A 12,254-nucleotide genomic window follows, 5' to 3' on the forward strand; every position below is an offset into this window, starting at 1 on the left:
GCTCCCCGAGCATGAGACTCACCCCAAGAATCAGTCGCATGACGCCGTAGCGTCTGCAAGCGACTTGAGGTGTGCGATGCGGGAAAGCGACAGCTTCATGCCCTGGACATCGACGTCGCCGTTTTCCGGCAGAACCGCCTGTCCAAATCCAAGTTTTGAGGCCTCTTTCAGGCGCGGTGTCATCATGGCGGCGGCGCGGACGGCCCCCGACAGCGAGACCTCGCCGAAATAGACGGCGTCGCGCGGCAAGGCAATGCCGGAGATGGATGACAAAAGCGCCGCGGCGGCGGCGAGATCGGCGGCCGGTTCGGTAATCTTCAGCCCGCCAGCGACGTTTAGGTAAACGTCATGGTTGGCGAACGAAACACCGCAGCGGGCATCGAGTACGGCGAGCAGCATGGCGAGACGGTTCGAGTCCCAGCCTACGACGGCGCGGCGCGGGGTGCCGAAGCCCGACGGCGCAACGAGCGCCTGGATCTCGACGAGCAACGGGCGCGTGCCTTCGACGCCTGCGAAGATCGCCGAGCCGGGGCTGCGGCTGTCGCGGTCGCCGAGGAACAGCTCTGACGGATTGGCAACTTCCTGTAAGCCGCCGGTGACCATTTCGAACACGCCGATCTCGTCCGACGGCCCAAAGCGATTCTTCACGGCGCGCAGAATGCGATAGGGCATGCCGCGATCGCCTTCGAAATACAACACGGTGTCGACCATGTGCTCGATGACTTTCGGTCCGGCGATCTGGCCGTCCTTGGTCACGTGGCCGACGAGCAGCATGGCCGCTCCCGCCATCTTGCCGTAGCGGATCAGCGACAGCGCTGCGGCTCGGACCTGGCTGACGGTGCCAGGCGCAGCATCGAGCGTATCGGCCCAGAGCGTCTGGATGGAATCGATGATGATGAGATCCGGTGCCTTGCCGTCACCGAGCGTCGCCAGGATGTTCGACAGGTTCGTCTCGGAGGCAAGCGCGACCGGTGCATCGGCCAGTCCGAGGCGGTTCGCACGCAGGCGGACCTGAGCGATGGCTTCTTCGCCGGAAAAATAGAACGCGCGTCCGCCGCTGCGGGCGAGGTGCGCTGCGACCTGAAGCAGAAGCGTCGATTTGCCGATGCCGGGTTCGCCGCCGATGAGAATGGCCGAGCCCGGAACGATGCCGCCCCCGGTCACGCGATCAAGCTCGGCGATGCCGCTGGAAAAGCGCGGCGCTTCTTCAGCTTCGCCCTTCAGCGTTTCGAGCTTGATGACGCGACCTTTGCTCTGGCGCGTGACGCCTGCGCCGGGTGGGGGGCCTGCGTCCGTCTCTTCGACGAGCGTGTTCCATTCACCGCAGGCGGTGCACTTTCCCGCCCAGCGCGACGCAGTCGCTCCGCAATTCTGGCAGACGTAAAGGGAGCGCGAGGGCTTTGCCATGGCGCCTACGGATTCTCATCAAGATAGAGGCGCGTGAAGCGGTTGCCGAGGCGTGTCAGGATTTCGTAGCCGATGGTCCCGGCTGAGAATCCGGCGTCCTCGATCGTCAGACCTTCAGCAATGAGTTTCGCGAATTCGCCGGGCATGGCGGCACCTTCAGGCAGATCGGTGACGTCGACGGTGATGAGGTCCATCGAGATGCGGCCGACGATCGGCGCCAAGTGGCCGCTGATGAGGACGTGTCCGCCGGGACGGCCATCGGGCGCGCTGGCGTTGCGCGGAACGCCATCGGCATATCCGGCGGCAATCGTGGCGATACGGCTTGGGCGTTTGGCGCGCCACGTCGCAGAGTAGCCAACCGTTTCGCCAGGGGCGACGTCCGCGACGGCGAGAATGCGCGCTGCAACGGTAACGGCGGCGTGTACCGGCGCTGGGGCGATTTGCGATGCCTGTCCGCCGTAGAGCGCGTAGCCGGGCCGGACCAGATCGAAATGATAGGACGGTCCGAGCATCAATCCATCGGAAGCAGCGAGGCTTCGCGCCACGCCGGGAAACAGCGCCGATAGCGTCTCGAACGTCAGCAGTTGCTCGCGGTTTTTCGGATCGCGCGGATTGTCGGCCGAGGCGAGGTGGCTCATCACCAGGTCGAGTTCGATGCCCGCCATCATCGACGGTTCGGCGACGAGGCGGCGAACGTCGCGCACGGGAAGCCCGAGGCGATGCAGGCCGGTGTCGATGTGAAACGCTGCGGGAAGCCGTTCGCCGCGCGCCCGGCACAGCGCCGACCAGGCGACGACGTCATCGAGCGTCGATAGCACCGGCTTCACGGCGAAATGCGCGAACGCGGCGGCGGTGTTTCCGACCAGACCGTCGAGCGCGTAGATGTCGGCATCCGGCGCGATACGGCGTGCCGTTTCGGCTTCGCCCGGAGTCGCAATGAAAAAAGCTGTGCAGCCTGCCCGCGCAAGCGTGGCGATGACGCGTTCAGCGCCAAGCCCATACGCGTCGGCTTTGACGACGGCAGCGCAACGTGCGGGCGCGACCTTATCGGCCAGTGCCCGCCAGTTCGCAGCGATGCATCCGAGGTCAACGGTGATCGTTCCCGTCGCCCTTGCTACGCTCTCGGGCATTCGCGCATTGACCGTCATCTCACGTTCCCACCCCGGCTGCGATCCGGGCCCCTCTAGTGCTGGGGCAGCATATAGTCTCGGGCCAGATTGCCAAAGCGCGTGAATTGTCCTTCGAAGGACAACTCGACCGTGCCGACAGGACCGTGACGCTGCTTGCCGATGATGACCTCGGCCTTGCCGGAGGCTGCGCTCATCTTCGTCATCCAATCGGCAAATTCGGGCGTTCCTTCGGCGGGCTTCGTGCGCTCGATGTAATATTCCTCGCGGTACACGAACATGACGACGTCGGCGTCCTGCTCGATGGAGCCCGATTCGCGAAGGTCGGAGAGCTGCGGGCGCTTGTCTTCGCGCTGTTCGACCTGACGGGACAGCTGCGACAGCGCGATGATCGGAACCGCCAGTTCCTTGGCGAGTGCCTTGAGGCCGGTGGTGATCTCGGTGATTTCCTGCACGCGGTTGGCGCTGCTGCTCGCTTTTGAGCCGGCGAGCAGCTGAAGGTAGTCGACGACGAGCAGATCGAGGCCGTGCTGGCGCTTGAGCTTTCGCGCGCGAGATGAAAGCTGCGCGATAGTGATGCCGCCGGTCTGGTCGATGAAGAGCGGAATGCGCGACATCTCGGTCGCAACTTCCGAGAGCTTGCGGAACTCGGCCTCGTCGATCATGCCGCGGCGGATTTTTTCCGACGACACCTCGGCCTGCTCGGCGAGAATACGGGTGGCCAACTGCTCGGACGACATTTCGAGCGAGAAGAAGCCGACGATGCCGCCATCGACTGTGTGCATCGTGCCGTCGGACTGACGTTCACCACGATAGGCCTTGGCGACGTTATAGGCGATGTTTGTTGCGAGCGCCGTCTTACCCATCGACGGACGACCGGCCAGGATGATCAAGTCGGAACGCTGCAGACCGCCGAGCTTGTTGTCGAGATCGGAGAGACCGGTCGATGCGCCCGACAAATGCCCCGCACGCTGGAACGCGCTGTTCGCCATTTCGATGGCGGTGGTCAGCGCCGATTTGAAGGTCTCGAAGCCCTTGCCGTACTTGTTCTGCTCGGCGAGCGAGTAGAGACGGCCTTCGGCTTCTTCGATCTGGGCGCGCGGCGCATGGTCGACGGCGCTGTCGTAAGCCGTGTTGACCATGTCTTCGCCGATGATGATCAGCGAGCGGCGGGTCGCGAGATCGTAGATCGTGCGGCCGTATTCGGCGGCGTTGATGATGGTCGTGGCGTTCGCTGCGAGACGGCCGAGATACTGCGGAACGGTCAGGTTCGAGTCGATCGGTTCGACGTTCTCGAAGAACGTCTTCACCGTGATCGGCGTCGCGGTCTTGCCGGCATGGATAAGGGTGCCGAGCGTCTCGAAGATCCGGGCATGCAGCGGATCGAAGAAATGGTCGGGCGACAGGAAGCCGGAGACGCGATCGAGCGCCTCGTTGTTGACGAGGATCGCACCGAGAAGCGCCTGCTCGGCTTCAATGTTATGCGGCGGCTGACGGAAGGTCAGCGGCTCATTGGCCGAGACAACCTGTTTGAGCTTCTCGGTGGGGAGGACTGCGGGATCTGCCATGCGCCGGAAGCTAACCGATTCCACGTCGCGACCGGGAAATTGTGCTCATGCAACCTGTGAAGCATCCCCGCTATCAACACGCTCCCGACAGGGCGCTGCAGAAGTGCTTGGCCGTGTTAAACTCGCAACGGCCAAGCAGTCCACAGGAGCGTGCGATCCTCAGGCCGAGTCTTCGGCTTCGTCCTGCGGCGCGGCGCCTTCTTCGAACGCGGCGTCCGGATTGAAGGTCTCGAGTTCGAGGGCCTCTTCCTTGACGACGGCAACGTCTTCGCCGCGGGCCTGCTTGTCAGCTTCGTCCTGCGAGCGGGCGATGTTGAGTGAGATCGAGCAGATGACTTCCGGATGCAGCTGGACGGTCGCGGGCGTGACGCCCAGCGTCTTGATCGGCTTGTCGAGGATGATCTGGTTGCGGTCGACGGTGAAGCCGCCTTCGGTGATGACGGCTGCGATGTCGCGCGTCGAGACGGAGCCATAAAGCTGGCCGGTGTCGCCGGCGGCGCGAATCAGGACGAAGGACTGGCCGTTGAGCTTGGCGGCGACGGCTTCGGCGTCGGCCTTGTGGGCGAGGTTGTCAGCTTCGAGCTGAGCGCGACGGCCCTCGAACACCTTCTTGTTGTCTTCCGTGGCGCGCAGCGCCTTCTTCTGCGGCAGCAGGTAATTGCGGGCGTAGCCGTCCTTGACGTTGACGATGTCGCCCATCTGCCCGAGGCGGCCAATACGCTGAAGAAGAATAACTTGCATGTCTTTCATAGCTCCTGGTTTGAAATTGGGGAAATGCGATTTTCAGTTCGGCGCTTCCGGCGGCTTTCGTGCCGACCGGTAGCGGAAGACGGTTTCGGCGAGCCCCGTGATGGCGAGCAGCAGGCCGAGGTGAGGGATGAAAAGGACACCGATATAGAGTGCCGTCAGGATGAACGTTCGCCACTGCGAGCCGCGCGTCAGCGAATGGATGAGCGCCAAGCCAACAAGCGCAAACGCCAGCGTGAAGGGCGCCGCAAAACCGGCAGCGAACAATCCTGGCATGCCGCCGACAAAGCTCAGTCCGATGGCGATCAAAAGTGCGAACGTCGCTCCCGGCGGCAGGGCGAATGCCGCGAAATCGGGCCACGGCCGCTGCAGCCGTCCGGATGCCAGCGTGATGCGGCCTGCGAGCCAAAGATTGATGAGGATCGTTCCCATCGCGAGAATGCCCAGCGCCCAAGGCAGAGAGTAAAGCGTCGAGCGGGTGATCTCGTCGATTTCAGGCGCGCCGATTTCGGGAGCGCCGGGAATTTGCGACAGCTCCGTCTTGACGAAGCTCTCGACGACGGTGCGGAGCAACTTCGTCAACGTATCGACGTCCCCGCCCATCAGCATCAGCGCCAGGATCGTGAAGCAACCGGCGAAAATGGCGGCGGCGATGGTGATGCGGCCGACGGGATACCATTCGCGTTCGCCGTCATTCTCGCGGCTCAGCAGCGCGAGACGCGTGCAGATGACGGCCGGCAGCGCGGTGCTGATGGCATACACTTCGGCGGCGAGCGGGTTGGCCATAAGCAGCACGCAGGTCGTCGCGGTGATGGCGGCAATCGACGCGGCGATCGGGCCGAGACCAAGCCCGGTCAGATAAAGCGAGAGCGGCGTCAGCAGAAAGAGGACGATGCGGAGCAAGAACGCGCCCGTCGTCGCCGATGCGAATACGACTGCGGAAATCAGGCCCGCTGCGAGGGCAAGTATGAAAGCGTTCGTCGGCATCTTCTTTTGCTGTCCCGCATCGGAGCGGTTAGAGCCAGATCCGGTTGCCCGTCCTGACCCAACTTGGTTTGCGCCTTCCGACTCCGCTCCGCGGAGCCGGCCGGAAGGCGCTTTTAATGTTGTCCGGGGTTGCGACGCATGGCGCCAGCACCCAGACGCAAATTACTTAATCACGTACGGCAGCAGGCCGAGGAAGCGGGCGCGCTTGATGGCGCGGGCCAGCTCACGCTGCTTTTTTGCCGAAACGGCCGTGATGCGGCTCGGTACGATCTTGCCGCGCTCGGAAATATAACGGCCGAGCGTACGGACGTCCTTGTAGTCGATCTTCGGTGCGCCAGCGCCCGAGAACGGGCAGGTCTTGCGGCGACGCTGGAAGGGACGGCGTGCGCCGCCGCCAGTGGAAGCGATCTCAGCCATGGATTAGCCCTCCGAACCATTGTTGGACTGACGCGGGCCGCGGGGGGCCTCACCTTCACGCGGGGGACGCGGGCCGCGCGGGCCATCGCCGTCACGCGGGGGGCGCGAACGGAACGTCGAGCCGCCTTCACGGCCGCCGCCGAAGCCGCCACGGTCGCCGCGCGGGGGACCGCCACGGCCACCGAAGCCGCGATCACCACGATCACCGCGTTCCTCGCGGTCCTGCTTGCGCATCTGGACGCTCGGCTCGGTTTCGAGTTCTTCGACGCGCACCGTCATGAAGCGGATGACGTCGGTGTGGAGGCCCATGCGGCGCTCCATTTCGGTCACGGCCGCCGGCGGGGCTTCGATGTTGAAGAAGGCGTAGTGCGCCTTGCGGTTCTTCTTGATCTTGAAGGCGAGGTTCTTGAGACCCCAGTATTCCTGTTTCGTGATCTTGCCCTGGCCTTCTTCGACGACGCCCTGGAATTCCTTCATCAGAGCTTCGACTTGGGCCTGGGTCACGTCCTGGCGCGCCAGGAAGGTATGCTCGTAAAGCGGCATACGATTGGCCTTTCGGTTCGAGTTATAACGTCTTGCGACGTCTTATCTTTCCGTCGGCGCAAAGCCCCAAAAGACCCGAGAAAGGCCGATCTGGCACCAAATAGGAGAAGACACTGGGGGACGGCGCTCGAAAGCCCCTCTCGAGATGCGGATGGTTAAGACGCCAGCGCAGCCCAAGCCCCCGTTCAGCCTCCTGCCGAACGGAAAGGCGGCCTTATACAGCATTTTCAGGCCGGGGCAAGTCAGGACAGATGCCGTCCAGCTCGGACAGGAAAGCTAGGCCAATGCCGTGCCGCCCTGCCCAAAAATGTGGCGTCCATGCAACTTTGAAATTTGACAGTCAACAATCATCGACGGTCACGGCGCAAACACGGGAATCATGTCCTAAAGGGGATTGCCGGGATCGATCCGGCGCGTCGAGGGAGACCAACGACATGAAGTATGCAGCTTACACTGAAGAGACGATCTGGGCGGTCGCGGACGATGAAGAGACCGCCCGTGAAGAGGGCGAAGAGAACATGGCCGAGAATGGCGTGACGGACACGTCAGCGCTTAAGGTCGCGCCGATCGACGACAATCTCGTCGAAGCGCTCGAGGAAGCCGAAGAATCCGGCGCCGACGTTCTATTCGATCTGATCGACGGCGAACTTTGCGAAGTCGAGACGGTCGAAGGCTAACCGTTTAGCAGGCGTCTCGCGGCAGGCCACGTCTCCCGTCGCCGGAGCGAACGGCGCCTTCTGGTTCTATTTTCGGCGTTTTTTCGATTGCGCATTTGAGCGTCGCGGCTTCGCGGCGCTTTTTTTTGGCAACTCGTCCAGGCGGCAAGCCATTGGCAATCTGCCACATTCGTCGAGCTTGCCCGGCGGCTTCGGTCGGCCCATGTCATCTTGAATGACAACCAGCCGAGGCAGATTTGATGGATGATATTCGCGAAACGCCGCATGGAGGCGCGACGCCGACCGAGGCCCGGCCAATCGACCCAGGCGTCAAGATCGGACACGTTCATCTGAAGGTCGCGGATCTCCAGAGGGCGCTGGACTTCTATTGTGGCGTTCTCGGCTTTACCCTTATGCAGCGTTTCGGCAGCCAGGCGGCCTTCATTTCGGCTGGCGGCTATCACCACCACATAGGCCTCAACACCTGGGAAAGCCGGGGAGGGACGCCGCCGCCTCCGGGCACGACGGGGCTTTACCATCTCGCTGTGCTCTATCCGACACGGGTAGCGCTGGCCGATGCCTTGCGGCGGCTGATGGCGGCTCACGTCCAGTTGACCGGAGCCTCCGAACACGGGGTCAGCGAGGCGCTCTACCTCGATGACCCGGACGGCAACGGCGTGGAACTTTACTGGGACCGGCCGGAGGCCGAATGGCCGCGCGACGCCGACGGCAATATTTCCATGTTCACGAACGCCTTGGATCTGAGAGCCCTTTTGCGGGAACCGGCACCCAACGCGTAATGGCTTGCCGCCGGCAACGGGCTGGCGCGGCGGTTGGCGGAGCGCAGCGTCTCTTGACACCGGATGGGCGGGCGTGGACTAAGGCCGCCCAATATCTGCGTGCACGCAGGTCATTCCCAATTCCAGCCCAGGGAGCACTATCTCCACGATGGCACGCGCTTTCGTTTTTCCAGGTCAAGGCAGCCAGGACGTCGGTATGGGCAAGGCGCTTGCCGATGCCTTTCCCGTTGCTCGCGCCGTATTCGAAGAAGTCGACGATGCGCTGGGCGAAAAGCTATCGGCGTTGATCTGGGAAGGCCCGAAAGAAACGCTGACGCTGACGCAGAATGCTCAGCCCGCGCTCATGGCGGTATCGATGGCCGTCATGCGTGTGCTCGAAAAAGAGAAAGGCGTATCGCTCGCAAGCAGCGCGAAATTCGTCGCCGGGCATTCGCTCGGAGAGTATTCGGCGCTCGCCGCGGCCGGCGCATTTTCTTTGTCGGACGCGGCGCGCCTTTTGAGGCTGCGGGGACAGGCCATGCAGAAGGCTGTTCCGGTCGGCGTCGGCGCGATGGCAGCGCTGCTCGGCGTCGGCATCGACGTGGCGGAGAAAGTCGCTGCCGAAGCTGCCCAGGGCGACGTTTGTCAGATCGCGAACGACAACGAGCCGACGCAGGTCGTCCTGTCCGGGCACAAGACGGCGCTCGATCGCGTGCCGGAAATCGGCAAGAAATTCGGTGTTCGGCGCGCGGTACCGTTGCCCGTGTCCGCTCCCTTCCATTGCGCCCTGATGCAGCCCGCCGCCGACGCGATGGCGGAAGCGCTCGCGTCCGTGACGGTCAACAAACCTGTTGTTCCAGTCGTCGCAAACGTGCTGGCGCAGCCGATTTCCGATCCGGATGAGATCAAGAAGCGGCTCGTCGAGCAGGTGACAGGCACGGTCCGCTGGCGCGAATGCGTGGCGTTCATGGCGGCTGATGGCGTCACGGATTTCTATGAGATTGGCGCGGGCAAGGTCCTCGCAGGCCTCGTGAAGCGCACGGCTCCGAGCGTCAACGCTTCGAGCCTCGGCACCCCTTCCGATATCGATGCGGCGCTCGCCGCACTCACTTCATAAGGAGATTTGAATGTTTGACCTGACCGGCAAGACCGCCCTCGTCACGGGCGCGACGGGCGGACTTGGTGCCGAGATCGCACGTGTGTTCCACAAGGCTGGCGCGACCGTTGCAATCTCGGGCCGCAAAGTCGAAGCGCTCGATGCGCTCGCGAAAGAACTCGGCGACCGCGTGCATGTGCTGCCGTGCGATCTCGCGGACCGCGCAGCCGTCGCGAAGTTGATCGACGATGCCGTGAAGGCTTTGGGCGGTCGTCTCGACATTCTCGTCAATAACGCCGGTCTTACCAAGGACAACCTGTTCATGGTGATGAAGGACGATCAGTGGGATGACGTCATCGCGGTCAACCTGACGTCGACGTTCATGCTGTGCCGGGCCGCATCGCGCCACATGATGCGCTCGAAGACGGGATACGGGCGGATCATCAATATTGCGTCTGTTTCCGGCGTTTTCGGCAATCCGGGGCAGGGCAACTACGCAGCCTCGAAGGCCGGTATGATCGGTATGACCAAATCGCTCGCGCGCGAGGTCGCTTCGCGTGGGATTACGGCGAACTGCATCGCGCCGGGCTTCATCAAGACCAACATGACGGACGTGCTGACGGATAAGCAGAAGGGCGAGATCGCCCAGATGATCCCGGCGCAGCGCTTCGGCGATCCGGTGGACGTGGCTGCCGGGTGCCTCTATCTGGCTTCCAACGAAGGCGGGTACATCACCGGCCAGACGCTGCACATCAACGGCGGCATGGCTATGGTGTAATCAACTCCAGCCTATGATGGTAAACGCCGAGAATGCTTGATTTATCGGCGACTTTACGATTGAAGGTTCGGCTGTCGTCGGCTGCGTCACCACGTGCTTTGCAATGCTGGTGAAGTGTGTTAACGACACCACGGTTTTGAAACGTGAAAAACACGTTATCGGGACGGCACGAAGAGCTGGGGACAACTCGGCGAAGTGCTTCGTGGGGACGGTGCCTAAGCGGAAGACTCACGCTAGGGCGACTAAGGAAAAAGACTTTTATAACGGGGCGAACCCCTATCCGAACAGGCTACACTTCCCGTAAGTTGATATCCTGTCATGCGGTTTATAGCGGGTTCTGCAGGGCGAACAGGCGGGCCAGAAAAGGCCGCCAAAAATTAGAAAGACACGAGGATTAACGATGAGCGATGTCGCAGAGCGCGTGAAGAAAATTGTCGTAGAGCATCTTGGGGTCGAGGCCGACAAGGTCACCGACAATGCCAGCTTCATCGACGACCTTGGCGCAGATAGCTTGGATACCGTTGAACTCGTGATGGCGTTCGAAGAGGAATTCGGCTGCGAAATTCCGGACGATGCCGCCGAGCACATTCTGACGGTCGGCGATGCCGTCAAGTTTCTCGAGAAGAACGCGAGCGCGGCTTAAGCAGCCCTCGCGCGTCTCAGATTTGTCCCCGGCGTAATTGCGCCTTCTGGGCAGAATTTAATGGGGGCTGGGTCACCAACCGGCCCCCTTTACGTGCCCAGTGTGGATCTCAAACAGCAACAGCGAACAAGAACAACATCGATGCGCCGTGTCGTTATTACAGGAATGGGTCTCGTCACTCCGGTCGGTTCAGGCGTCGAAGCGTCGTGGACCAATCTGCTTGCAGGACAAAGCGGAGCCAGGCGTGTCGAGGAATTCGAAGTTTCCGATATCACCTGTCAGATCGCGAATTTCGTGCCGCGCGGCGCGCAGTCCGAGGGCAAGTTCAATCCGGACGATTGGATGGAGCCAAAGGAGCAGCGCAAGGTCGATGACTTCATCGTTTACGCCGTTGCAGCTGCCGATCAGGCGATCACGGATTCGGGCCTGAAGTTCCAGACGCCCGAAACGCAGGAACGCGCTGGCGTGCTGATCGGATCGGGCATTGGCGGCCTTTCGGGCATCGCCGATACGTCGATCCTGTTGAAGGAGAAGGGGCCGCGGCGCGTTTCGCCGTTCTTCATTCCAGGCCGTCTCATCAACCTCGCGGGCGGCTACGTCTCGATCAAGCACCAGCTCAAAGGTCCCAACAACGCCGTCGTCACCGCGTGTGCGACTGGCACGCACGCCATCGGCGATGCTGCGCGGATCATCGCACTTGACGATGCCGACGTAATGATTGCGGGCGGCACGGAAAGCCCGATCTGCCGCATTGCGCTTGCGGGCTTCGCGGCTTGCCGGGCGCTGTCGACCGGGTTCAACGACAACCCGACGAAAGCCTCGCGGCCTTACGACAGGGATCGCGACGGGTTCGTGATGGGCGAGGGCGCTGGCGTCGTCGTGCTCGAAAGCTACGAGCATGCGAAGGCGCGCGGCGCGAAGATTTACGCCGAGATCATCGGCTACGGCATGTCGGCGGATGCCTACCACATCACGGCACCGGCCGAGGATGGCGACGGCGCCTATCGCTGCATGAAGGCCGCTTTGAAGCGCGCCGGCGTCGATCCGAGCGAGATTGATTACGTCAACGCCCACGGCACCTCGACGCCAATGGGCGACGAGATCGAACTCAAAGCCGTCGAACGTCTGTTCGGCAACAGCAGCGGCAAGCTTGCGATGTCCTCGACGAAGTCGGCGACGGGGCATTTGCTCGGTGCAGCCGGTGCGATCGAGGCGATTTTCTCGGCGCTCGCCATCCGCGACAATATCGTTCCGCCGACGCTCAATCTCGACAACCCATCGGTCGAAACTGCGATCGACCTTGTGCCGCACAAGGCACAGAAGCGTGATATCAATATCGCGCTGTCGAATTCGTTCGGCTTCGGCGGCACGAACGCTTCGCTGGTTCTGCGCCGGGTGGCTTAAAACCGCGTCCTAATACGCGTTTTCGCCACATTTTACGGTGAGCGTCCGGCGCGGGTGGGGGATGGAGCGCTGGGATTTGAGGCAATGACCTCGTGCACCGCG

Annotated in this window: 13 protein-coding genes; 6 read left to right on the top strand and 7 right to left on the bottom strand. The window is 62.5% G+C overall.

Annotated elements, in window-relative coordinates; all coding sequences use genetic code 11:
- Positions 1-30: 30 nt before the first annotated feature.
- The 7 genes from radA to rpsF form a co-directional block, all read right to left on the bottom strand.
- On the bottom strand, positions 31-1,407 hold the full coding sequence (radA, locus tag RLW41_RS20705; RefSeq protein WP_414462719.1) for a DNA repair protein RadA: 1,377 nt from the start codon (positions 1,405-1,407) through the stop codon (positions 31-33).
- 5 nt (positions 1,408-1,412) lie between these two features.
- Positions 1,413-2,555, bottom strand: coding sequence for an alanine racemase (gene alr, locus RLW41_RS20710; protein ID WP_409559906.1), 1,143 nt, complete (start codon positions 2,553-2,555; stop codon positions 1,413-1,415).
- 35 nt (positions 2,556-2,590) lie between these two features.
- Entirely contained in the window at positions 2,591-4,102 is a 1,512-nt protein-coding gene (locus RLW41_RS20715; protein ID WP_409559907.1) for a replicative DNA helicase, read from the bottom strand.
- A 159-nt stretch (positions 4,103-4,261) separates the two neighbouring features.
- Positions 4,262-4,843, bottom strand: a complete 582-nt coding sequence (gene rplI / locus RLW41_RS20720) for a 50S ribosomal protein L9 (protein WP_414462720.1) — start codon at positions 4,841-4,843, stop codon at positions 4,262-4,264.
- A gap of 42 nt (positions 4,844-4,885) precedes the next feature.
- Complete coding sequence (locus tag RLW41_RS20725) at positions 4,886-5,836, bottom strand: DUF2232 domain-containing protein (RefSeq protein WP_409559908.1); 951 nt, start codon at positions 5,834-5,836, stop codon at positions 4,886-4,888.
- A gap of 162 nt (positions 5,837-5,998) precedes the next feature.
- The gene (gene rpsR, locus RLW41_RS20730) at positions 5,999-6,253 is read right to left on the bottom strand and encodes a 30S ribosomal protein S18 (protein ID WP_013947669.1); all 255 of its coding nucleotides are present in this window, start codon (positions 6,251-6,253) and stop codon (positions 5,999-6,001) included.
- A 3-nt stretch (positions 6,254-6,256) separates the two neighbouring features.
- Positions 6,257-6,796 carry a 30S ribosomal protein S6 gene (gene rpsF, locus RLW41_RS20735; RefSeq protein ID WP_414462721.1) on the bottom strand — a complete coding sequence of 180 codons (540 nt, stop codon included), beginning with the start codon at positions 6,794-6,796 and terminating at the stop codon, positions 6,257-6,259.
- Between the two features lie 434 nt (positions 6,797-7,230).
- On the opposite strand from rpsF, the gene RLW41_RS20740 reads away from it, so the two are divergent.
- The 6 genes from RLW41_RS20740 to fabF all read left to right on the top strand — a co-directional run bounded on the left by RLW41_RS20740 (position 7,231) and on the right by fabF (position 12,152).
- A complete protein-coding gene (locus tag RLW41_RS20740) occupies positions 7,231-7,473 on the top strand; it encodes a hypothetical protein (RefSeq protein ID WP_013947671.1) in 243 nt (80 codons plus the stop codon).
- A 239-nt stretch (positions 7,474-7,712) separates the two neighbouring features.
- A complete protein-coding gene (locus tag RLW41_RS20745; RefSeq protein WP_414462722.1) occupies positions 7,713-8,252 on the top strand; it encodes a VOC family protein in 540 nt (179 codons plus the stop codon).
- A gap of 148 nt (positions 8,253-8,400) precedes the next feature.
- Positions 8,401-9,348, top strand: a complete 948-nt coding sequence (gene fabD / locus RLW41_RS20750; RefSeq protein WP_414462723.1) for an ACP S-malonyltransferase — start codon at positions 8,401-8,403, stop codon at positions 9,346-9,348.
- Positions 9,349-9,358: 10 nt separating this feature from the next.
- Complete coding sequence (gene fabG / locus RLW41_RS20755; RefSeq protein ID WP_414462724.1) at positions 9,359-10,105, top strand: 3-oxoacyl-[acyl-carrier-protein] reductase; 747 nt, start codon at positions 9,359-9,361, stop codon at positions 10,103-10,105.
- A gap of 400 nt (positions 10,106-10,505) precedes the next feature.
- Positions 10,506-10,748 carry an acyl carrier protein gene (locus tag RLW41_RS20760; RefSeq protein ID WP_013215676.1) on the top strand — a complete coding sequence of 81 codons (243 nt, stop codon included), beginning with the start codon at positions 10,506-10,508 and terminating at the stop codon, positions 10,746-10,748.
- A 141-nt stretch (positions 10,749-10,889) separates the two neighbouring features.
- Positions 10,890-12,152, top strand: coding sequence for a beta-ketoacyl-ACP synthase II (gene fabF / locus RLW41_RS20765; protein WP_414462725.1), 1,263 nt, complete (start codon positions 10,890-10,892; stop codon positions 12,150-12,152).
- The last annotated feature ends 102 nt before the right edge of the window (positions 12,153-12,254 follow it).

It is taken from the genome of Hyphomicrobium sp. DY-1, from assembly GCF_047497105.1.
Taxonomy (GTDB): domain Bacteria; phylum Pseudomonadota; class Alphaproteobacteria; order Rhizobiales; family Hyphomicrobiaceae; genus Hyphomicrobium_B.